The organism is Sphingobacterium lactis (assembly GCF_011046555.1).
GTDB classification, from domain to species: domain Bacteria; phylum Bacteroidota; class Bacteroidia; order Sphingobacteriales; family Sphingobacteriaceae; genus Sphingobacterium; species Sphingobacterium lactis.
The window spans coordinates 618609-643327 of record NZ_CP049246.1; the positions used below are offsets into that span (position 1 = coordinate 618609).

The following is a 24719-nucleotide window of genomic DNA, read 5'->3' on the forward strand; positions in this document are numbered from 1 at the left end:
CCAAATATACAGAATTATTACACGTTCATCATGCGTGTTTGTGCGTTTTATTAGTACATTTACACAAAGAAACCCTAAATACCATGATGATTCGTATTGCACAAGTCCTAAGCATCCTGCTATTATGCAGTGTGACCGCAACACATGCCCAATACAAACAATTGATTAACAACAGGACCCAGCTGCTGAACAATAAAGGACAGCTGCTGCCCTTCACGAAACTCGATAAGCGTAAGATCGCCGTCATCACAGCTGATTCCAATCGTTATGCACCTTTCATCCAGCAACTCCAGCGCTATGCCGAGGTCCGCAATTTCGGATTTCAACGGTATGATGAACACACCAAATATTTCAATACGATCATCGTTGCAGGGAGTGCTGAAGACCTCCGCCCAGATCAGCTTGCCATGGTCCTTCAGTCTGCAGTGAACAAAAAGGATGTCATCCTTTGTCGCTTTGGGACGGACATCAACTACGGCAATCTGGGTCACTCTGCGACGAATTTAGGCCGTTTCGCGAGCATATTGACGAATCCGGAAACTTCAGCAGCAGGTCAGCAGAATATGGCCATGTCAATTTTCGGGGGACTCGCCATTACGGAGGGCAAAAACAGAACCGAACAGACGCGACTGCAATACACCGGGGGGCGTCAATCGAATCTGGACTTGACCACTATGACCCGGAAGATCGATGCCATTGCGCAGGAAGCAATCGAAAAACAAGCCGCTCCGGGCATGATGGTGATGGCCGTCAAGGATGGACAGGTGATTTTTGAAAAAGCCTATGGTTACCACACCTATGGGAAGCAACAGGCAAATGCCATTGATGATATATACGATCTAGCCTCCATCAGTAAGATTGCGGGAACAACTCCGGTTGTCATGCATCTCCAGGAAAACAAGATCATCAATTTGGATAGCACCATGGGCTACTACCTATGGCAGGCCAAATCGACCAATAAGGCCAAAATACCATTACGCACCGTCCTGCTGCATGAAGCTGGATTTACGCCCTTTATCCCGTTCTATAAAAACCTAAAATCAGGGGATTTACAGCGTTTCCCGAGCAAGGACCATCAGGTGCAGGTCGCTGATTCGGCCTACTTGCGGAACAATTATTATCGGGACATGATGTGGCCAGCCATGCTGCAATCTGCAGTAAAACCAAGCGGAGACTATGTGTACTCCGATATTAGTATGTATGTCATGAAAGAGGTTGCCGAGCACGAGACTTCCAAACCAATGGAGGATTATGTGCAGGAAATCCTATACCGTCCGATCGGTATGAAAACTGCAGGGTACTTGCCACGCAAGCGTTTTGCTAAGGATCGGATTGTGCCAACACAGCAGGATACGGCTTTTAGAAAGGTCTTGCTGCAGGGCTTTGTTCACGACGAAGGAGCGGCCATGGCGGGCGGCGTTGCGGGTCATGCCGGGCTCTTTGCTTCCGCTAACGACCTGGCCATTTACGGTCAGCTGCTGCTGAACCGAGGTGAATATGGAGGTGTACGCTATTTCAAACCCGAGACAGTCGATCTATTCACGTCGCGCCAATCCAAAACTAGCCGGCGGGGACTGGGTTTCGACCGTTTTGATCCAAAATCTACAGCGGGCTATCCGTCAAAGTTGGCGAATAGCTCCGTGTATGGTCATACCGGATATACCGGGACATGCATCTGGATTGACCCGAGCAACCAATTGATCTACATTTTTCTCTCCAACCGCGTGCACCCACAGGTATCCACAAGATTATTGGACCTGAATGTACGCAGCCGGATTCAGGATGCCATATATGAAACCATAAACCAAGCAAAGAAATGAAAAAGCCAGCCGCATTAACCTTGCTGTTACTGAGTATGCTCAGCTTCGGGAAAGCACAGGATGCCAAAACCTTCCACCAGGACATCCTGGTCGTCGATGGGCACAACGATGTCCTTATCACAAGCATCCTGCCGGGCAGAGATATTGGCAAACACATGAAGACCGGCCACACCGATATCCCTAGGTTGCAAGCGGGCGGGGTTGATGTGCAAGTGTTTGCGGTATGGTCTGACGATAAAAAATGGAAAACCAATGCCTTCAAACATGCCAATGAACAGATCGACGCGTTGGAAAAAGTAATTCAGAACAATCCCACCAAAATTGCCCTCGCGAAACATTCCACAGACATTGAGCGGATTCAAAAGTCGGGGAAAATCGCTGCATTAATCGGCATTGAGGGAGGCAATATGATCGAAGGCAGCACGGACAACCTGGAAAAGTTATACAACCGTGGTGCAAGATACCTGACGCTGACCTGGAACTACAACCTACCTTGGGTAACGGCCGCTGCTGAAGAAGTGAAAACCAAGGGCAATACCGGAAAAGGATTAACGAAGAAAGGTGAGGAAATTATCCAAAAGATGAATGCACTCGGCATGATGATCGACCTTTCCCATGCTGGAAAGCAGACCTTTTACGATGTCCTGCGCATCAGTACCAAACCCGTACTGGTTTCCCACAGCAATGCTGCAGCCCTAACCCCACACTATCGGAACTTGGATGACAAACAATTGGAAGCCCTGAAGAAAAATGGCGGCGTCATTGGCGTCAATTTTTACTCTGAATTTTTGGATTCCGATTATACCAAGCGTGTCAGAAAACTATATAAACAAAAGCACTCGATCCCGAAGGGAGAGAAAGCACCATCAATAGGCAAGATGTACCAAGCATTGACACCCAAACAGCGGCACCTTGCCAATGCCCCCATGGAAACGGTCCTGAAGCACATCGACTACCTGGTGGGCAAGGTCGGCATAAATCATGTGGCGATAGGTTCGGATTTTGACGGCATTGAATCACCACCCCAAGGACTGGAGGATGTTTCTAAATTTCCAACTTTAACCGAAGCTTTATTGGAAAGGGGATATAGCAAGACGGATGTCGCAAAGATCATGGGGCTCAATTTCCTACGCCTCCTTCAGGAAAATGAAAATTAAAGACAAGCAACTTGGGGAAAAGCTGCTAATCAGGGTATTTCTTCCCATTCCTGTATTTTGGGCAAACGTTTCCGTAACATGAAGACATAAAAAAAGGTTATCTTTATGCCTCATAAACAGGAAAATTATGTACAAAACATTAAAACCAGCCCTTGAGAAAGAACTTGCAGCAATTAAGGATGCAGGTTTATATAAAGAAGAACGCATTATTGTTACCCCACAGGGGGCCGATATCAAAGTAAGTACCGGTCAAGAAGTGATCAACTTCTGTGCGAACAACTACCTGGGTCTATCTTCACACCCGAAGGTTGTTGAAGCGGCAAAGGCAGCAATTGATTCCCATGGTTATGGTATGTCCTCGGTACGTTTTATTTGCGGAACGCAGGATGTCCACAAAGAATTAGAAGCAAAGATTTCCAAGTTCTTGGGAACAGAGGATACCATCCTTTACGCAGCTGCATTTGATGCCAATGGCGGTGTCTTTGAACCTTTATTGGGTGCCGAAGATGCAATCATTTCCGATGAGCTGAACCACGCGTCCATCATTGATGGCGTGCGTTTATGTAAGGCACAGCGCTTCCGTTATAAAAACTGTGATATGGAGGATTTGGAAGCACAACTAAAGGCTGCTTCTGGTGCTCGCCATAAGATCATCGTTACGGACGGTGCATTCTCCATGGACGGTTCGGTTGCTCCTTTGGATAAAATCTGTGACCTCGCAGATAAATATGAAGCCTTGGTGATGATCGACGAATCGCACTGTTCAGGATTTATCGGAAAAACAGGCCGCGGTACGCATGAATTGTTCAATGTGATCGACCGTGTGGACATTATCACCGGTACACTTGGCAAAGCTTTGGGTGGAGCTTCGGGCGGTTTTACCTCAGGACGCAAAGAGATCATCGATATGCTTCGCCAACGTTCTCGCCCCTATTTATTCTCCAACACATTGGCTCCAGCAATCGCCGGTGCTTCTGTAGCGGTTTTGGATATGTTGAGTGAAACAACGGAATTGCGCGATAAATTGGAAGACAACACCAAATACTTCCACGAGAAAATGACCGAAGCTGGATTTGATATCAAACCGGGCTTCCATCCTATTGTGCCTGTGATGTTATACGATGCGAAGTTGGCGCAAGAATTTGCAGCCAAAATGCTGGAAGAGGGCATATATGTGATCGGTTTCTATTATCCTGTTGTTCCTCAGGGGAAAGCGCGTATCCGCGTGCAGATTTCTGCAGGGCATGAACGTGCGCACTTGGATAAAGCGATTGCCGCTTTTACAAAAGTAGGTAAGGAATTGGGTGTATTGAAATAATCAGGACACCATCTGGATATTCAAAAAGCCGTAGCCTGTCTACGGCTTTTTGGTTTTATACCGGTTTTTGGAGCCAAGTCTTTGAGAATTAATCATAAATAAATCAGAAGCTAATAAAATATTAATAGCAATTTCTAAAAAAAGAAGCGCAAATTATATATCTTTGCACCTCTTAATTTTTGTAACACATTATTGCTCAATGCAGAATATCAGAAACATAGCGATTATCGCGCACGTTGACCACGGTAAAACTACCCTTGTTGACAAGATCTTACACTACACGAACCAATTCAGGGACAATGAAAATTCAGGTGAGTTAATCCTGGACAACAATGACTTGGAACGTGAGCGTGGTATTACAATCGTCTCCAAAAACGTATCTGTAAAATACAAAGACACCAAGATCAACATTATTGACACCCCTGGTCACGCCGATTTCGGTGGTGAGGTTGAGCGTGTATTGAAAATGGCTGACGGTGTGGTTCTATTGGTGGATGCCTTCGAAGGTCCCATGCCGCAAACTCGTTTCGTAACAGGAAAAGCCTTGGCGTTAGGTATTAAACCTATCGTTGTGGTAAACAAGGTAGACAAAGAAAACTGTCGCCCTGACGAAGTTTACGAAAATGTATTCGATTTGTTCTTCAGCTTAGGCGCAACAGAAGACCAATTGGATTTCCCTGTATTATACGGTTCTTCAAAACAAGGATGGATGTCTACCGACTGGACAAAACCTACGACCGACTTCACCGAATTGTTGGAAGCAATCATTACCCATATTCCTGCACCTAAGGTTTCCGAAGGTACTTTGCAGATGCAGGTAACATCTTTGGATTATTCTACATTCGTAGGTCGTATTGCTATCGGCCGCGTCGTTCGTGGATCGATCAAAGAAAACCAACCTGTTTCCTTAGTGAAACGTGATGGTAAAATCGTTAAATCCCGTGTTAAGGAATTGCAATTGTTCGAAGGCTTAGGCCGTGTGAAAGTTTCTGAAGTACATGCCGGTGACATCGTTGCCGTAGTAGGTATTGAAGGATTCGAGATCGGTGATACCATCGCTGACTTCGATAACCCAGAACAATTGGAAGTAATGCACATTGATGAACCAACAATGAACATGTTGTTCACCATCAACAACTCTCCTTTCTTCGGTAAAGAAGGTAAGTTCGTTACTTCTCGCCATATCTATGACCGCCTACAGAAAGAATTGGAAAAGAACTTGGCTCTACGCGTTGTTCCTACTGAATCTCCTGATGCTTGGTTAGTTTATGGACGTGGTATTCTTCACTTATCCGTATTGATCGAAACAATGCGTCGTGAAGGTTACGAGTTGCAAGTGGGTCAACCACAGGTAATCGTTAAGGAAATCAACGGTGCGAAACATGAGCCTATCGAGGAATTGGTAGTTGATGTTCCTGCTGAGGTTTCTGGTAAAGTTATCGAATTGGTAACTCAGCGTAAAGGTGAGTTATTGATCATGGAATCCAAAGGTGAAATGCAACACTTGGAATTCTCCATTCCTTCACGTGGTATCATCGGATTGCGTAACAACGTATTGACGGCTACAGCAGGTGAAGCTGTAATGGCACACCGCTTGAAAGGGTACGAGCCTTGGAAAGGTACCATCCCTGGTCGTTTGGCAGGTGTATTGATTTCCTTGGATACAGGTTCTACGACGGCTTACTCCATCGATAAATTACAAGATCGTGGTCGTTTCTTCGTTGATCCAGGTGTTGAGATCTATGAAGGACAGATCCTTGGCGAGCACATCCGTGACAATGATTTAACGATCAATGTGACCAAAGGTAAGCAATTGACAAACATGCGTGCTTCCGGTTCGGATGACAATACGCGTATTGCTCCAGCTATCAAATTCTCTTTAGAGGAATGTATGGAGTATATCCAAGCGGACGAATACATTGAGGTAACTCCACAGAGCATCCGTCTTCGTAAGATTTACCTTTCTGAAAACGAGCGTAAAGTAAACGCGAAGAAATTCGTATAAGCTACAGCGAACGCATTCAGTTCCCTGGCCTACTTTGGCCAAAACGACTGTTCAACTATACAGGGACCCTTCTTTCGGAGGGTCCTTTTTTTATGATGCCCTGATGCATCGTGGGCATTCTTCAATTTTCCGGAGATTACTCACGGCATGAAGTCCTAAATAATTTCCCTACATTTACTGCATGCAGCCTTTTTGGGCGGCATCTACAAAAATAAGCACAAGATGGAATGGCATAAGGTACCGGTAAAGATCGATGAAAGCAGGAATTATGTAAAGGCTTTGCACGTAGCAGGCAAGAAACTCTGTTTGATCAGTGAGAATGGCGTTATATCCGTGACTTCCAGCCGCTGTCCCCATGCAGGTGCTGACCTAACCAAGGGTTGGTGCGAAGGCGGCAAATTGATATGCCCTTTCCATCGACACCGCTTCAATATCGAAACGGGAGCCGGTGATGAACAACAGCACAATTACATCCGGGTATATCCGTTAAAAAAAGAGAATGGCGATTACTACATCGGTATCGACAAAAGCCTATGGAATAAGATCTTCGGTTAGATAACCTTGCGGATCCACTGCAGCACCTTATTTGTTTTCTCCGTATAGGGAAACCAGAATAGTGAACTGATGGGTCGAAGCTGCACATCTGCCACAGCGCGCTCATGGGAAAAAGATCGGAATCCAAATTTACCCGTCGATTGTCCGATACCCGAATTGTTCACCCCACCAAAAGGTAACTGGGGGTGCATAATCTGTACCAATGCATCATTGACACAGGTAGACCCTGCTGAGGTATGCCGAATGACATGGTCATTAAACTTTGAATCTTTACTGAAAACATACAGAGCCAAGGGCTTTTCCTTTTTATTGATGAAGTCGATAGCTTCTTGCACTTGGGAATAATAGACTATGGGAAGAATCGGTCCAAAGATTTCATCCTGCATGAGTGCATTTGTCGCGGCCACATTTGAAACAACCGTAGGGGCAATATATAGCTCTTTACTGTCCACTACGCCTCCACTTACCACTGCCGCACCCAAACTCTTCGCTTCGGACAGCGCCTCCTCTAGACGCTTGAATTGCTTCTCATTGATGATTCGTGCATAATCGGGTGAATTCTTTGGGTCTGTCCCGAAGGCTTCTTCCAATTCTTGCTTAAATAGGGATTCTATTTCCATTTTTTGCTGCCGGTGCACCAACAGGTAATCCGGAGCGATACAGGTCTGTCCTGCATTCACGTACTTGGCCCAGATCAGGTTTTTCACGACCTGCCGCAGATTGACATTCTTATCGATCACTGCGGGAGATTTCCCGCCCAATTCCAATGTAATATCGGTTAAATGCTTACTTGCAGCTTCCATGACCACTTTACCCACGGCAGGAGATCCTGTGAAATGGATGTGGTCAAATTTCTTTTTCAGCAGATGGGTAGTTTCCTCTACCGCGCCTTCTATAATCGCCACATGCTCCTTAGGGAATATGGCGGTGATAATTTCCTTGATGACGGTATTTGTATGTGGAGAAAATTCCGATAGCTTGAGCATGCTGGTATTGCCGGCAGCAATACTCGCCGCCAGATGGACCATGGGTAATTGGAATGGATAATTCCAAGGTGTAATAATGAGGGCATTCCCTTTGGGCTCATAATGAAGATATGCTTTGACATTGGGGAAAATCAACGCCCTCCGGACGGATTTATTCTTCATCCAGGATTTCAGATTCCGCGCAATATGCCGCAACTCGACCAACACGGCAAGCACCTCCGTCAATGCCGTCTCCATTCCAGATTTATGGAAATCGCGGTATAAAGCCTGTTCTATATCCTTCTCCCGTTTGATAATTTCTTCCAACATTTTTTTTATCCACACCGTACGCTTCTCCGCAGTACTGTGCTTTATAGTGGATTTGTGAGCAACTTGCTGGGCATAAATGCTGTCGATTTCTGAAAGTGTCGCGTAGGAAGTCATGTGTAGTCGAAAATTTAAGCACTACAATATACTGAATCTCATGAGAAAAGGGAGGTATTATTACCTCCCTTGACATAGATATGATGAATGAAATGAAAGTGACTTATGGAAATGCAGGCTTGTCTTCTGCATAGACCCTAATCGTATTCTCTTCCAATTCCACGTCGGTCAGCAACAATTCTTCAGGCTTCGCGGACCCATCCCCCGTAATCTTAAAGGTTCTTTCGAGCAAGATATCGGAGAACGAACTCAACCCATTTCCCCAATACGGTACACCGAAGTCACCTAGCAAGGTATAGAGCGACCCACCAAAAGTCATTTTGACTTGATCTGTAGTTCCTTCTATCAGCGTAAAACTGTGGATTATCAATCCCTGATCTGCACCGCCATTCATAATATAGATTACGCCTTCATATTTTTCTCCGCCCGATTCCAACGTCCCGATGATAAATTGATTGAGCACCAAGTTGTTTGTCGTTAATTTGTTACGCCCTTCCGTCCAGTAGAATTTACCGACAGGGCCTAACCCATCAAACGTTACGGACCATAGGTTTTCCGTAAAGTACCTATTCAACGGTGTTGCAGCGGGAACAATCTTGATACTTTTTGTAGCTTCGGTGTAATAGCCATAGGGATAGGCATCACTTGGGGCGACGAAAGTCATCTTATCGAATTTTACGCCATCCAGTTCCTGCTCTTCATAAAGCTCCAGTCCGCCTGGAATGACACGGAAACTGATAATAGGGCTATTCGACACTTTGGTGTCGGTAAAGGTGCGGTAACTGGTCCGTAAATCCGTAAGGGTTTTGTCCTTGCGTTCCAATTTGTACGTGGTAAATTCATGGAATTTGTAACCTGCCTCTTGATAGGTTGGAGGAAGTGTACTGAATTCATTGCCCTTCAATGGATACATGCGGATGGTATTCGCAGACTTCTTCCCTTTCAATACGACAGAATCAGCCGATGCATGCAGCACCAGGAATTCAAAGTCGCCTTTCATTCCTGAATCCGGTGCACCATCTCCACTATCGATCCCAGGTTCGGAATACCGATGGATGACTTTATTGAAGCCATTGAAAGAAAGGATGGCGCCAGCTTCCGGAACAATGGAATAGGTGCTTTGCGTAGGGGTTACGTCAATATCCGACACCAAGGTTACCTGGGCATTGTTATCAAAACGGACAAAAAGGGTATAGCCACCGAACTCCCGGGTGTTGCTCGGAAAGTATTTCATCAACCAGCCCCCTTTATTGGCTTGCAACACATCATATGCCTCCTCAACGGACTTATTTATCCTCACCGATGCATTCTCATCGAACACCAGGTCCATCTCCCGCTTACATGAAAAAAGCGAAAGCAAGACCAGCAGCAATACGGTTATATTTAATGTTGATTTCATAGTCTTTATTTAATATTCAATTGATCAAATTCAGGAAGTTTTTCCTGACGTCTAATAATAATTTCACGGAGTTTATCCACATCGAGTTTCCATGTCGTCAGCATGTAATTGCGGACAATGTTCATCTTGGCGTCGATCTTGGCCTTGCCTGCGGCCCCACCACTTGCCGACATGGCCTCCCATTGTGCTGCCGTCATGGTGATGTAGAATGAATAGGTTTCCACAAAATCTTCATTGGCTTCTTTCGAGGCATATGCCGACACAAAACCATCAGTTTGCGGCAATTTTGTGCGATATTCCGTACTCCAGCTATCTTGGATATAATCCGTTCCGGAAATGGTCAGGAATGTACGTGGATAATCCTTATTCTGGTGGAGAATATGCGCAAATTCATGGTGCATCGTATGGAAGTACTCGTTGTTCAGGAAAACAGGGTTCTGACCTGTAGTTTCCGTTAATCCGTTCACATTGTACATCGTGATTTTACGACCGCCTTCTGCAGTTCCCAGAACGCGGGTACCGTTATTGTTGTAGGCGCTGGAACCAATGAAATTCAACATCTTTGGAAAGTAACCGCGCAAAAAGTTGGTATTGCCCATTAATTCATCATAGGGCTCCAACCCCAGGTACTTGAATAATCTGGTCAACCGAATGGAACTTTCATAATTTGCTGGACTCAGGTTATAATTCATATCCGACTCGGTATCTACATATTTATACAGGAGTCCGATATTATAGGGATCCGTAAAATTTTTCTTGATATAAGCATCAAGTTCATTGAGTTCAACTTTTGAATCAACAAAGATGCTATCTCCGCTTATGGAATCCTTGGAGCAGCTTGCAAACAAGAGCATAGCGGCACCTAATAATTGGATAATATTTTGTGTTTTCATAATTATCTAGGATTTGGTTTTAGACCTGCACTGATAACATCTTTTGGTATCTGCAAGGCTCTCCGTGGGTCTCTCTTTTTCAACATAGTCGCTGTTTCTACGGTAGCAACTGTACCATCTGAGGACAATACGCGGCGTTCGACTTCAATGCCATAACGCTTTACATCGAACCAGCGTAAGCCCATGTGCATGGTTTCCAATCTACGAATCAGCAAGACTGCATGCAACATATTTTCCTGGGTACCGGCATCGATTTTAAAATCTGCATTGAATTTCTTTTTCGGCGTAGGCTTACGTGCCGTGAAATAATCCTTCGCTGGACCGGTGGTTGCCCACGCATTTACACTCTCGACAGTCATATTTGGCGTAGTTACCTGCATACTGTTGTTCTTCCAGCGGTTCATATCGGCCAAAGCTTCGTCATAGCGATTCAAATGGATCAGTGCTTCGGCACGGGTCAGCATAGCTTCTTCAACCGTAAAAGGCGCATACACCGCTCTGACATATCCAATTTGTGCAACAGGATCTGTATACTCAAACATAAAGGAAACGCGCGCCACAAGAACCTTATCCAAATTGGTTCCTGCATACTCAAATACTCTCGGCACATACGCTGAGGATCGATATTTCCCCCACGGCGTATCGGACATAAATGTTTCGGTACTAGCAATGAGTCCTCCATGGCTGAATCGGGAGCCCTCATAATAATTTCCAAAATAGAGCCCTTGGTTTGAATAGGCGGTCTGCAGCAGCAGGTTTGCATTTTCCGAGCTTGAGTTGTAGAAAACGGCCAAATCGGTAACCCCCGTAATCGGCCTAGTTGCCAATTGCCTGTTCTTGCGCATCATTCCCGAAGGATCCTTGCCGATCGCTGCATCAGCGTACGTCACTGCTTTCTGCCACTCACCCATATATAGAAACACCCGCGCCAAGAACGCATTGGTGGCCGCCACATTGAAGTGGTACTTCGGTGTAGCACCATATTCGGCATCCTCGACCAATTGCACGGCCTCTTCCAAATCTTTGACAATATTGTCATAAACCTCCTTCACAGTGGCACGCTCGTTCTGCGGATTCAACTCCTTAGGCACCGAACCCATGTATGGAATCCCCAAATCGGTTGCACCAAAGCTCTTACTGTAATGTTGTGCAAATAGATTCACCAGCACGAAATGGCCATAGGCACGGATGGCCAAGGCTTCCCCTCTTTGGGCAGACATATCCCCTGGATTTCCCATCTCCTCCAACGATTCCAAGACCGTATTGGCCGCTAGGATAGCTTTGTAGTTGGCATCCCAAACAGACGCCGGCATGTCATTACCGAGCTCGGTTACATCTTCCCAACGGAATAATTGCATAAGCACCCGCGCACTATTGGGATTGGTTGCGCCATAATCATCCACATTGTCGGAAGAAAACTCTGCTGACATCAGGTAGGCATTTTCGGCATACCCCGAAGTCAACAATTTCTTGATTTTGTCCTTAGAGTCGACTTCTGCCCGATTATCCGGCATACGCTCCAAGAACTTCTCGCAGGAACTCATTCCGAACAGGGAAGCCCCGAGAATTATAGTATATAATGTTTTATTCAGTTTCATAATTTTTTGTCTATTGATCATTTACTATAGTCCGACACGCAACGTCATGGTAAACTGTCTCGGGATTGGGGAGGCCACACCTCCTGAGTTCACGAACTCCGGATCTTGTCCATTCAACTTCTTATCTGCATAGATCAGGAAGAGGTTTGACGCATTCAAACGCACCGACATATTGTTCAACTTCCAACGGTTCACCATGTCTCTTGGCAAGGAGTATGTCAAGTACACATCACGCAACCTGATAAAATCACCTTTTGCTGTGCGGACAGTGGAATAGTTATAGGAGTTGTATGCATACTGAAGATCCCCACCATACACATTATTCTGTCTACGTGAAGGGATAACCGGTACATTCGTTTGGCTTTCATCACCAGGAACCATCCAGCGGTTGGAGAATTCTTTTGGTGTAGCCACTAAATCGGAGTATCCATTGCGGAATACCGGGTTCAGGCGAACCACATTACCAAAGGAGTAGCTGATCAATGCGCCTAAGCTGAAATTCTTGTAGGTGAACGTATTGCTGAAACCACCGATATCGGTTGGGTTGGTAGGTCCTTCGTATTTCAAGAAGTCCAACAGATCACGTTCTTGGAAGTAGATTCCTGTAGTGGTTTCCGTATTATCAGATCCGATGAATACCGGAAGGCCCTCGTCGGTTAAGCGAACAAAAGGAATGGAGTAAAGACCACGCTCTGGTGCTCCCTCCCTGGCAAAACCAGTACCCGTAATCAAATCGATCATACGGCTTCGGGTCTTCAATTTTGTCACCTCGGTATTGAAGTGGGAATAATTAAGCCTACTCAACCAGGAGAAGTTATCGCTTTGGATAATTCGCCCCTCGATCGCTAACTCAATACCGTTGGATTTCATCTCCGCCACGTTACCCATTTTACTGGTGAAACCATCCGTACCTTGGGTATTGATGATACCGATCAAGTCAAAGTTATTCCGCGTAAAATAATCAAATTCCACATTCAACCTGTTGTTGAGCATACCGATATTCGCGCCAATGTTGAGCTCATTTTTCTTTTCATAGGTCAACTGAGCATTTTCAGGCTGATCGATCTGTAGGCCAGATTCATTGTCCGTAGAAACAGGACGCCAAGGATTGAATGGTCCGATAACCACACGTGAGTTGGTCACACTTGCAGGGCCACGCTCACCGGTCAAGCTGTATGAAGCTTTTAAAACCAAGTGCGAAATCAGATCCTGAGATTCTTTAAAGAATTCTTCATTGTGCACATTCCATAAACCCGACACGTTCCATGTTGGCATCCATCGCGATCGCCTTGTCTTTCCAAAGCGGTTCGTACCTTCGTAACGACCATCCACTTTGAAGGTATAGCGCTCATCATAGGTATAGATGAGGGAGGTGAATGCTGCGACCTGACGGTAGCGGGAATTCCCCATATAAAAGTACGGTGTGTTTTCCTGCTGCCCACGCTTGAAAGCCATGTAGGAGGAGAATGGGCTTTCGCCTAGATCATACTGGAGACCCCAGCCGCGGAACCATGTATTGTTACGCTCTAAGGAAGTAACCTCTCCACCCAAGAAGGCAAACATGCGGTGTTTATCGATAACTTTATCATATTGTGCATTCAGACGGAATACCTGATCGGATATTTTATGATCCGTCCGGTTATAGATACCACCTTCCGGCAATATGGAAATCGGCACGGCCAATGGGTTCTCCGGGTCACGATAGAAATATGGGTTGGCATCCCGAATAACGGTTGTAGGTGCCCAGCGATGCGCCATAGCTTGGTTGGAGCGATCCTTAATATAATGGTGCTGCGTCGTACTGGATATCCGATACGCGGCAAAAGCACCTAATTGCATGCCTTCAATGGGTTTCCACTTCAGATCACCCACAAACTTCAATTCATTGACATTGACATCCATATAGTTCTGATCCAATTCATGAAGAATATTGAACGGCGCAAAATTTCTGGTATAAAATGTATTCGGGTCCAGGGTCCGCGAAGTATTCATCGCATACGAGTACGGGTTAATCTCAAAATCCCGCTTTACTTCACCAAAGACAACATCCGTGGATTGTCCCACGGTACCCGGCGCTTCCTGTTCACGGGACGACCCGTTGGCCAACAAGTTTAAGGTTAAGTTCTTCAGGATGTTGTAATTCGCATTTAAGTTGGCTGTGTAGCGTTTTACACCACTCCGCTTTGACCATCCTTTGTCATCGATAAAACTTAATGATGCATAGTATTGTGATTTTTCATTACCCGAAGACAGGGAAATGGCATGGTTCTGCTGGATGTTATTGCTGAATAACTCGCCGAACCAATCGGTATTCCTGAATTCGCCTTCACGCAAAAATTTGTTCATCTCCACCTGGGTGGTGTTCAGATCATTAATCATTTTTCCCGTATTGATAAGTTCGTACATCTTACCATAAATACCGGAATTGGAAGCGTTCGATGTTGCCGCCATCCGTAAATATCCTTTGTCATAGATATCCTTGTATACCGACATCTGCTCCTGTGAATTCATGATGTTAAATTCCGAATACCGAGGAACAGCACGTGAGGTAAATTCTGCGGTGTAGTTGATGGTGCTTCGTCCAACAGCACCGCGCTTGGTGGTAATAACGATTACACCCGCCATACCGCGCGCACCATAGATGGATGTAGCCGAACCATCCTTCAACACCTGGAAGGACTCGATATCATTCACGTTCAAACCAGCAACAGCCGAACTGATCAATGTCAATGCATCCCCTGAGGAAAGTTCATCACTGGAAACGTCGGCGACATCTTCCACGATCATCCCATCGACCACCCAAAGTGGTTTGGAGCTACCGTAAATAGAGGTTGCCCCCCGAATCCGTAAACGTGGCGCCGTACCGAACGTTCCGGTCGGATTGGACACCGATACCCCGGAAACCCGACCTTCCAAACCACGGCTTGGATCAAGGTTACCGCCGATTTCAGTAGCAGACCCCGATATCTTGGTCGTCGCCCCGGTAAACAAGCGCTTATCCACCTGCATACCAATACCTGTTACGACAACCTGCTCGATGGCCTCATCCAAGGTTTCCAACGTCACGGTTAGATAATTTAAATTTTGAAGGGTAACTTCTTTGGTCTGATAACCAAAGTGCGTAAATACTAAGGTAGAACCTATACCTGCCCGGACAGTAAATTCTCCTTTTTCGTCAGTTGCTGCTTGCGCTCCGGTGCCGCGGACAGTAACGGTAACTTGTCGAAGCCCAGCTCCCGCAGCTTCAACCCGCCCTTTGACCTCTTGTGCCTGCGCCATAGCAATCCCAATGGAAAAACTACAGGCCAGAAGCAATAGTAATAAGAATAGCGATCTTCTCATATCATAATTAGATTAATAATTAAAAATGTTAAACAATTAAGTTTACTGGTAATTTGGCTTGTTTTTAATACTGGTTTATTAAACTCTAATTTAACAATTACTTTTTATAATTAAAATAATAACTTAAATTTTCCTTAACATCGATACAACAGAAACCTTTAAAACAAACAGAATTAGCCTTTTTAAGTATTTAACCTATGAGAAGTTAATTTTATGTAACATTAATAATTGAGTAGGATTCTCTAGAAGGCATAAAAAAAACGCCCGATCTTGGATCGGGCGTTTCTTTAAATTGTCGTGACCTTATTTTTTGGAAGGACTGTATTCCATTGCTCGGTAGGTACCCTCGGTAGCACTGAATATTTTGAATTGCACGTCATATTCTTCAGGAATATAAATTATGATCGGCATCTTTCCGTTATAGCGTACAGCGGTGGGCTGTGCCGACACGAAAAGGTTCCGTTTAGCGGCATCTGGACAGCCCATCTGCGTGCCTATCACTTGTCCATCGGTCTTAAACACATAATATGTATATCCCCAACCTTGCAAATCCAGCTGTGTCGTTTCCCCATTTAACCCAAAATGATTGCATCCGTCAACTTCCATCATCTTACCGACACTGAATTCAATACGTTTGTCTTGATCTCGATCTGAATAAGGCACATCAATGACCATCATCTTATACCCTTTTTCAGGTTTTGGAAAAATCTGGGGGTCAACCTTGGTCAAAGTTTCCTGTGCACTTGCAGAATGTACTGCAAAAATAACCCCCATCAGCAGGGTCATTAGAAATGGTAAGCGAAACAACGTTTTCATAGCTATTTTCATTTATTTTTTTGTGTCTGTTAATTTAATATCGCGAAATATAAACAAAGATGAACAAAACTTGTTTATTCCGCCAATGGATTTAGTTTCTCCGGTGCGATATTGGCGATTAGCGCGCGTGCAAGGATTCTATTGGGGTCAACCACGGGCAATCCATAATAGGACTTCTCACGCAAAGCCAGAGGGAGCTCCGTACAGCCCAAGATGATGACTTGTGCCCCTTGCCCCTTCAGCTCTTGGATTGCGGCTACCAATTCATCATGCGCTCGGTTGGTAACCGGCGAGGAATACGCCTTAATACCGTACGTTTCATCATATATAGCGGCATGGATCTTTTCTTGCAGCGCATCATTGGGCTCTACGCAGGTCAAGCCATATCGTTCCAGCACATTTTTATATTGCCCCGTATTCCGGGTGCCAATCGTAGAAAGGACGCCAACCGAAGCCTGTGGGTAGTGCTCGCTGATAAAGTTTGCTGTTTCCTCAATCATATTCAGCAACTTCGCGTTTGAACCAGAAGCATGCAACTGCTCTTTGATTACATCGAAAATCCGAGGAGCATGGGCCGTATTGCATGGCACGCCTAGAACGGTTGCCCCTGCCTGTTCGAGCTCCCTTGCGATTTCAGCGATCGCAACTCCGGGATTTTCCATTACTTTCCCCAACAGGTATTCCGTGCGGTCCGCAATGCGATGGGATTGAGAGGAAAGCAAAACGGGTAGGTGATCCTGATCACGGCGCGCATTGGTTTCTTCAATAATCTTTTTAACGATGTCGACCCCAGCTAAGGGTCCAACACCTCCTACTATACCTATCATCTTGTATATTTTTTAGTCTAATTCTCCATTTCGCCAGGCATATGCCCAGAACGTTTGTTTAGTATTCAAAAATAACGCCAATATAGCCGGCATGGTGGCAAATCCACGGTCAGAATTTGTAAAGGCAACCAGGATTTCTTGGTCCTTGGGATAGGCAAGAAAATAGCACCTGAACCCCGGGTTGGATCCGGTGTGCCAATAAGCCGTACCAACTTCATTGATCTGCATGCGCATACCTAGGGTGCAGGGTACATACGCATCCTCTGGACTGCCTTCTTTCCCTTTTTTAGCTTCCCCGGCCCGTTCCATCGCTAATTGCCATGTGCTCTCTTTCAGCCCAAACCCCTCGAACAGAAATTTCCGTATGAATCGGGCATAATCTGCTGCGGTGGTATAAAGGGTGTACGCTGCATTACTTTTTTTATACCTGCCCATCTGCCGGGCGTTTCCGTTCGCCAAATGGCCATAGGCCGCCGCTGTATCCAACCCATCTTGCCACAGAATCGCTGAATTGCCCATACCGAACGGGCGCAACACTTCTTCCTCAACTAGTGTGCGAAAAGACTTTCCGGTCACCTGCTCCATCACTTCCTGAAGGAAATAAAACCCCTCACCGGAGTACATATAATCTGTGCCGGGAGTAAACTGCGAGGTTAGCGGAGTAGCCCGCCAGGCCTCAGATGGCACATCACCTTCCCAATTCAACAACCCTGTTCGATGCGTCAGCACCATTCGTGCCGTAATTTTATTTCGGTTTGGGTTCTCAAGAAGCCGGTCATAGGGATAGTACGAATATAGCGGTGTATCCAGCGAAATCAACCCCCGGTCGAGCAGTCGAAAGAATGTATAGGCCGCAACCACCTTTGTTAGAGAAGCCGCTTGAAAAACAGTCTGGTCATGGACTGGCTCTTGAGAGGTCACATGTTTGACGCCATAACTGTACAATGCTGTAGCTCCTCCTTTTACATGGGCAACCTGTACGCCCGGAATCTCAGCCATAGCAGCTATGCGCGCGATGTCCGAATGCCGATCCTGACCGCAGCTTGGGCTAGCCAGGAGTAATAACAGCAGCAGTACACTACTTTGAAACAGCCTTGGGCAATTTATCATATTCTAAGGCATTATATTTTTTCAAAATCCGCAGGGTCTCCGCAATTGGCAAGGCACGGACCGTTCTCCCACGGATCCCTTTCACATCCTCTGCCATAAACATCGAGTTCAAGATAGCCTCTTCTGTCGCTTCCCAAACTGCCATAAACAAAGGAGACATATAATCATTGCCAACCGATGTAGCATTCAGTTCGATGCTATCGGATTCATGGGGAATCCTATTCTTTGGATTTGTCGAAAAAGCGATGGAATAGTCGCCACTGCCATTGGAAGAGAAGGCCCCTACATTTCCGAAAGCAATGTAGGATCGTTTCGCCAGACGCTCCAAGTTTCGCGCAGAAAGCGGGGCATCTGTTGCTATTACGATCATGCAGGACCCATCGACTTTATGGGCTTCCTTCGGTTCCTGCATATAAAAATTATGGAGTTCACGACCTACAGGCGCGCCGTTGATGGACAGCACCCCGCCAAAATTGGTCTGTACCAACACGCCGACCGTATAGCCGCCGCGTGATGCCGGCAATTTCCGCGATGCCGTTCCGATACCGCCCTTAAATCCTAAACACTCCGTTCCTGTCCCTGCGCCGACGTTTCCTTCGGCAACCGGTCCGGTAGAGGCAGCAGCGATTGCGGCAAGCACATCATCCGCCGACACATGACGACCCCGGATATCATTCAGCCCCCCATCGTTGGTTTCTCCGACGACAGCATTGACGGATTTTACCCGTTCGTTGCCCGGCAGGGCCAGCATATAGTCGATTAAGCCATTGGCTACGATTGGTGCATTTAAGGTGTTGGTCAGGAGAATGGGTGTTTCTATATTCCCGAGTTCTTGGATCTGGGAGATCCCCATCATTTTACCGAAGCCATTGCCTACATATACGGCCGCTGGGACTTTCTCCTGAAAAAGGTTGCCCTGATGAGGAATGATTGCGGTTACTCCCGTTCGAATGGAGTCGCCAGCCATCAGGGTTTTTTGGCCTACGGAGAGGCCGGGCACATCGGTGATCGCATTGTGGGTGCCAGTGGGTAAAATACCAATCTGCAGGCCGAAATCGCGTGCGCGACCTCGTTTCTCCTGGGCATTTCCCATCTGGAAAAACAGCATGATGGCGAGAGCCACCAAAGAATAGCGTTTGCTCATAGTGTTAGATTCATGTAGATGAGCAAGTATACAGAATTCTTTGAATAGGCGGTCTACTCTTCCGCAAATTCTTGCTGCAGCTTATCCATTCGGCGTTTTATGGACGCTTCCACTCGGTAATCGTCGATCTTATCGATCGCTGTCTTCTCCACATTCACACCCGTGTCGGATTCGTAATCATGGATTTCCCGTTGATTTTTCAACGCATTGTCGTACGAGTCCTTCCCACTCATCAATTTAACGAAAACCGGTAAGCATTCGAAGAAGATAAATAAGAGCGCTATGAAGATAACGGCGTATTCCGTAGATTTATTGACGGTGCCATCAGGCTTTTTATGGAGATTGCTCAACGCGGCATTCCGGTCGGCAAACCCCGCTACATTGATGGCACTATCGAGGGTTTTATCGGACAATATGCGCTGGTTCATTAACCCTTCTGCGGTTTTCCGTTGCAGGAGATCGGTCTCCTTCAATTGGATACGGCTGCGCAATGAGTCCAGATACACCTCCTGTTTGATCAGTTCGGCTTCTTTCATCTTCGCATAGGGGCCATAGCCCATCACACCGGAAGTTTCTTCCGTTTTTGTTCCGAAGATTTCATGGTTCATCTTCTGCCGTGCAGTTTTGATGCTCGATTCCATGGTATCAGCCTGTACTTTCAACGAAGCCAATTGGCTGTATTCCACTTTATATTTATTGGCAAATGTTTTATTCAAGGTGTCTATCTTCGCATTCTGCTGCACCAGGTATTCCGCACGGAGATATTCTTTGATCTCCTTATCGAAGATCTTCAGTTCCAGGGGACGTGAAATGATCATACCGATCAGGATGGCGAGCAAGATCCTTGGCAGCGCCTGGAGAAATTGCATCCAGGGTTTTCGACTTTTGTCAATACTCAAAACAATATAACGGTCAAGGTTAAAGATCGCCAAACCCCAGATCGCCCCGAAAATTAACGCGTAGAAAATGGCAAACGAGGTGCCACTGAACACGAAATACAAGGCATATCCTCCTGCTAATGCAGCAAATAATCCTGTAAAAAATATCGTCGCACCAATGCTGATGTATTTGCTGTGTTCTTCAGGATACCGATCCAATGTTTCCCGATGTACGCCTGAGCACCACCAAAAGAATTCCTTCATATCATAAATCTTTGTCAGTTAGACGCTAACACGCTAACTTTGTTACAACGAAGATGGTAAAAATTTTAGATTTTCTTACGATTTTGTAGTCGCCATATCATTACAAAACTTATAATATAATACTTACCTTTGCACAAAATTGAAACAAACTATTAAAGTATAATGAGCAAAACAGGTTTTTTACCTTACTGTCTGGTTATTGCCAGCATGTTAGTAGGGTGTAACAACGAAACTAAAAAACAAGAAACTGTTGATTTGAAAAATCCATTATTAGCCAAGTACGAAACGAACTTTGAAGTCCCTCCTTTCGACCTGATTAAGGATGAGCACTTCAGACCTGCCTTCAAAGAGGCATTACGCATTCACGAGGCAGAAATCGACTCCATCGTTAAAATCGATGCCGCACCGTCTTTTGAAAATACAATTGTTGCGCTAGAACACGCAGGGCAATTGTTGGGTCGCGTTTCGACGGTATTCTTCAACCTGAACAGTGCAAACACCAACGACACCATCCAAGCGATCGCGAAGGATCTTGCACCCGTTCTATCAGCACACAATGATGAGATCAATTTGAACCCGGAGTTGTTCAAACGCGTGAAAACAGTTTACGAGCAGAAGGACAATCTAGGTCTGGATGCGGAAGACCAAAAGCTGTTGGAGGAAACCTACAAGGGTTTTGTCCGTTCAGGCGCGAACTTGAACGACAAGGATAAAGAACGCTTAAAGAAAATCAACGCAGAGCTTTCTGTATTGTCCACGACGTATGGTCAAAATTTATTGGCAGAGAGCAATGCTTATGAATTGGTCATTGACAAGGAAGAAGATCTTGCAGGCTTACCCAAAGAAATAAGAGAAGCGGCAGCTGCAGAAGCAAAGACCAAAGGTAAAGAAGGCAAATGGGTGTTTACTTTACAGAACCCTTCGGTTATGCCTTTCCTACAATATGCCGACAATAGAGCGTTACGCAAAGAAATCTGGAATGCTTACCAAATGCGAGGCAATAACGGCAATGGAAATGACACCAACGATATCTTGGTGAAGATCGCCAATTACCGTTTGGAGAAAGCAAAATTATTGGGTTATAGCTCACATGCAGCTTATGTTCTGGAAGAATCCATGGCGGAGAACCCCACCAATGTAAATGCCTTGTTGAACAAACTATGGGCACCAGCTTTGCAAAAGGCAAAACTGGAAGCCGCAGATATCCAAAAAGAGATCGATGCTGCCAAGGACACCTTCCAGGTTGCTCCATACGATTGGCGTTATTACCAAGAAAAAATCCGTCAGAAGCGTTTTGCGCTGAACGAAGAGGAAATCAAACCTTATTTCAGTTTAGCGGATGTGCGTGAAGGAGCTTTTGCCACAGCGAACAAATTGTGGGGATTAACTTTCGTAGCCTTGAACAATGTTCCAGTTTACCATCCTGAGGTAGAAGTTTATGAAGTACGCGATAAAGACGGATCACATTTGGGATTGTTGTATGCGGATTTCTTTCCACGTGCTTCCAAGCGCTCTGGCGCATGGATGACTTCCTACAGAAGTCAGGATAGAAAAAATGGAAAACGCATCGCTCCGGTTATTTCCATTGTTTGTAACTTCACCAAACCGGTAGGTGATAACCCCGCATTATTGACTTTTGACGAGGCAACCACTTTATTCCATGAATTCGGACATGCCCTTCACGGTTTGTTCTCCAATGTGAAATATAAAAGCCTAGCTGGAACTTCTGTTCCTCGTGACTTTGTGGAATTGCCATCACAGATCATGGAAAATTGGGCGAGTGACCCAGAAGTGTTGAAAACATACGCTAAACACTACCAAACCAAAGAAGCTATCCCTGATGCCTTGATCGAAAAGATGCAGAATGCAGGAACATTTGACCAAGGGTTTGCTACGGTAGAATACCTGGCCGCATCCCTATTGGACATGAACTACCACAGTGCGACCAGTCCGATCAAAGGCAAAGCCAATGATTTCGAAAAAGCTGCGATGGGCAAGATCGGATTGATCGATGCCATTATCCCGCGCTACAGAAGTACCTACTTCCAGCATATTTTCAGTGGTGGTTACTCCGCAGGTTACTACAGCTACATCTGGTCTGAAGTACTTGACTCCGACGCCTTCGCGGCATTTAAGGAAAAAGGTCTTTACGATCAAGCAACAGCGGCAGCATTCCGCAGCCACATCTTAGAAAGAGGTGGAACAGGAAATCCTGCTGAAATGTACCGCAAATTCCGCGGTGCAGATCCAAACCCAATTCACTTGATGACAAAGAGAGGCCTTAATTAAACCCGGCCAATCCACATATAAAAAGAGCGCTGTTCCATGGAATAGCGCTCTTTTTATATATAGCCTTCAGCCGATAAGCATTGGATTTAAGCAATGGGATTCCTGAAGAACACCAATGCTTTATTTCCTTATCCTATACCCGCTGAATTAAACTGCAGATCGTATAATTTTCTGTAATGGCCATCCATTTCCAGGAGCTCGTGATGGGTACCCATTTCCTTGATCTCCCCTTTGTCCAATACGATAATCTTATCCGCTTTCTGAATGGTTGATAACCTGTGCGCAATGACGATGGAGGTCCGTCCATCCATGAGGTTTTCGATCGCATTCTGGATCAATCCTTCCGTTTCCGTATCGATGGAAGATGTTGCTTCGTCGAGGATGAGAATCTTCGGATCGTGCACCAAAGCACGGATAAAGGAAATCAACTGCGCTTGTCCGGCAGACAGGGTAGAACCACGTTCCTGAACCTGATAATTGAAATTCCCCGGGAGACGCATGATAAAGTCGTAGGCACCTACCTTTTTTGCAGCATCGACGATCCGTTCGTAGGAAATATCGGGATTGTGCAGGTTGATGTTGTGCAGCACGGTATCCGAAAAAAGAAAGACATCCTGCAAAACCGTAGCTATTGTCTGACGTAGAAATGTCAGGTCATACTCCCGGATATCAACACCATCCAATAAGATTTCGCCCTTCTGAATTTCATAGAATCGGCTCAAAATATTGATGACGGAAGATTTACCGGCGCCGGTAGCTCCAACCAGTGCAAGCGTCTCGCCAGGCTTCACGTGAAAGCTGACATCCTTTAGCACCCATTTTTCGCCATTGTAAGCGAACCATACATGCTTAAAAGTAATTTCACCGCGAACATGTTCCGGTTTATATGTTCCTTCATTCGGTGTGAATTCATCCGTATCCAGTACATCAAAGATGCGTTCGGCAGAAACCATACCCATCTGCAGGGTATTGAACTTATCGATAAGTTCGCGGATCGGCCGGAAAATCATGTTGATGTACATGATAAAGGCAACCACGACCCCTGGGGAAATGGCGTCTGCCAAGATCTGTCTGGAGCCGTACCAAACCAAGAGACCTGTGGCAATGGCCACAATGATTTCCAAAACCGGAAAGAAGATAGAGAAATACCAGTTGGCACGGATGTGCGCATTCCGGTGTTCTGCATTGATTGCTTTGAATTTACGCATCTCCTGATCTTCACGAGCGAAATATTGGATCACATTCATTCCCGTAATATGCTCTTGCAAGAACGTATTCAGGTTGGAAACCCACAATCGAACACTCTGAAAGGCTGATTTCATGGCCTCCTTAAAGATATAGGTCGCTGCAATCATCAGCGGCATCGGCACGAGCACCACTAGGGTCAATTTCCAGTCCGTATAGAACATTACCCCCAGGATCACGACCAACTGCAACAGGTCACCGATGATCTGAATCAATCCTTCGGAGAAAATGTTCGCTATCGTTTCCAGATCGGAGATTGTCCGAGTGATCAATCTTCCGATAGGTGTATTATCGAAATATTTTAAGCGCAGGTTCGTAATGTGATTGAATACCTGAATCCGGATATCACGGATGACGGATTGCCCGAGGGTGTTAGTCATCAAGGTATGGAAATACCGAACCACTGTTTGTGCAATCAACAGGGCAAACATCAGGAGCAGCATATTGGTCAGGCCCTCGCTTTTTCCCGACAGGATATAATGGTCGAGGGTGTATTCCACCAACAGTGGCAGGGCGGGTGCTACCGCAGCCAATAAAATCGTCAGCACCACAGAAATCCAGAATACAGTCTTATAAGGGCGGATATATTTCGCTAATCGCCCCAATAGTTTACTGTCGTAAGCATTTCCTGCAATTTTTTCTTTTTCCAA

Annotated in this window: 17 protein-coding genes; 6 read left to right on the plus strand and 11 right to left on the minus strand. The window is 45.7% G+C overall.

Annotation, left to right across the window (positions count from 1 at the left end):
* Positions 1-83: 83 nt before the first annotated feature.
* The 5 genes from G6N79_RS02755 (at position 84) to G6N79_RS02775 (ending at position 6855) form a co-directional block, all read left to right on the plus strand.
* The gene (locus G6N79_RS02755) at positions 84-1820 is read left to right on the plus strand and encodes a serine hydrolase domain-containing protein (protein WP_103906466.1); all 1737 of its coding nucleotides are present in this window, start codon (positions 84-86) and stop codon (positions 1818-1820) included.
* A complete protein-coding gene (locus G6N79_RS02760) occupies positions 1817-2977 on the plus strand; it encodes a dipeptidase (protein WP_103906467.1) in 1161 nt (386 codons plus the stop codon). The genes G6N79_RS02755 and G6N79_RS02760 overlap by 4 nt, the downstream gene beginning before the upstream one ends.
* Before the next feature lie 127 nt (positions 2978-3104).
* Complete coding sequence (gene kbl / locus G6N79_RS02765) at positions 3105-4295, plus strand: glycine C-acetyltransferase (protein ID WP_103906468.1); 1191 nt, start codon at positions 3105-3107, stop codon at positions 4293-4295.
* A gap of 199 nt (positions 4296-4494) precedes the next feature.
* Positions 4495-6300, plus strand: coding sequence for a translational GTPase TypA (gene typA, locus G6N79_RS02770; protein ID WP_103906469.1), 1806 nt, complete (start codon positions 4495-4497; stop codon positions 6298-6300).
* Between the two features lie 222 nt (positions 6301-6522).
* Positions 6523-6855: a Rieske (2Fe-2S) protein gene (locus tag G6N79_RS02775; protein ID WP_146060622.1), complete on the plus strand. Its 333-nt coding sequence runs from the start codon at positions 6523-6525 to the stop codon at positions 6853-6855.
* Here the strand turns inward: G6N79_RS02775 and G6N79_RS02780 are convergent.
* The 10 genes from G6N79_RS02780 to G6N79_RS02825 form a co-directional block, all read right to left on the minus strand.
* Entirely contained in the window at positions 6852-8264 is a 1413-nt protein-coding gene (locus G6N79_RS02780) for an aldehyde dehydrogenase family protein (RefSeq protein ID WP_103906471.1), read from the minus strand. The genes G6N79_RS02775 and G6N79_RS02780 overlap by 4 nt on opposite strands.
* 103 nt (positions 8265-8367) lie before the next feature.
* Positions 8368-9663 carry a DUF4302 domain-containing protein gene (locus G6N79_RS02785; RefSeq protein ID WP_103906472.1) on the minus strand — a complete coding sequence of 432 codons (1296 nt, stop codon included), beginning with the start codon at positions 9661-9663 and terminating at the stop codon, positions 8368-8370.
* Positions 9664-9668: 5 nt separating this feature from the next.
* Positions 9669-10556 carry a zinc-binding metallopeptidase gene (locus G6N79_RS02790; protein ID WP_103906473.1) on the minus strand — a complete coding sequence of 296 codons (888 nt, stop codon included), beginning with the start codon at positions 10554-10556 and terminating at the stop codon, positions 9669-9671.
* Between the two features lie 2 nt (positions 10557-10558).
* Positions 10559-12154 carry a RagB/SusD family nutrient uptake outer membrane protein gene (locus tag G6N79_RS02795; RefSeq protein ID WP_103906684.1) on the minus strand — a complete coding sequence of 532 codons (1596 nt, stop codon included), beginning with the start codon at positions 12152-12154 and terminating at the stop codon, positions 10559-10561.
* Between the two features lie 24 nt (positions 12155-12178).
* Positions 12179-15496, minus strand: coding sequence for a SusC/RagA family TonB-linked outer membrane protein (locus G6N79_RS02800; RefSeq protein WP_103906474.1), 3318 nt, complete (start codon positions 15494-15496; stop codon positions 12179-12181).
* A gap of 303 nt (positions 15497-15799) precedes the next feature.
* Positions 15800-16312: an ecotin family protein gene (locus tag G6N79_RS02805; RefSeq protein WP_234993202.1), complete on the minus strand. Its 513-nt coding sequence runs from the start codon at positions 16310-16312 to the stop codon at positions 15800-15802.
* Positions 16313-16386: 74 nt separating this feature from the next.
* A complete protein-coding gene (gene cuyB / locus G6N79_RS02810) occupies positions 16387-17139 on the minus strand; it encodes a cysteate racemase (protein ID WP_103906476.1) in 753 nt (250 codons plus the stop codon).
* 12 nt (positions 17140-17151) lie between these two features.
* Positions 17152-18249, minus strand: coding sequence for a serine hydrolase domain-containing protein (locus G6N79_RS02815; RefSeq protein ID WP_103906477.1), 1098 nt, complete (start codon positions 18247-18249; stop codon positions 17152-17154).
* Positions 18218-19393: a DmpA family aminopeptidase gene (locus tag G6N79_RS02820; protein WP_103906478.1), complete on the minus strand. Its 1176-nt coding sequence runs from the start codon at positions 19391-19393 to the stop codon at positions 18218-18220. Before G6N79_RS02820 ends, G6N79_RS02815 begins: the two co-directional genes overlap by 32 nt.
* 53 nt (positions 19394-19446) lie before the next feature.
* Positions 19447-20535 carry a DUF4407 domain-containing protein gene (locus tag G6N79_RS02825; RefSeq protein ID WP_103906479.1) on the minus strand — a complete coding sequence of 363 codons (1089 nt, stop codon included), beginning with the start codon at positions 20533-20535 and terminating at the stop codon, positions 19447-19449.
* Between the two features lie 255 nt (positions 20536-20790).
* Between G6N79_RS02825 and G6N79_RS02830 the strand changes: the two genes are divergently transcribed.
* Positions 20791-22824 (plus strand): M3 family metallopeptidase, encoded by a 2034-nt coding sequence (locus G6N79_RS02830; protein ID WP_234993203.1) that lies wholly within the window; start codon positions 20791-20793, stop codon positions 22822-22824.
* Between the two features lie 128 nt (positions 22825-22952).
* Here G6N79_RS02830 and G6N79_RS02835 read toward each other — a convergent pair whose 3' ends face one another.
* Positions 22953-24719 carry an ABC transporter ATP-binding protein gene (locus tag G6N79_RS02835; RefSeq protein WP_103906481.1) on the minus strand — a complete coding sequence of 589 codons (1767 nt, stop codon included), beginning with the start codon at positions 24717-24719 and terminating at the stop codon, positions 22953-22955.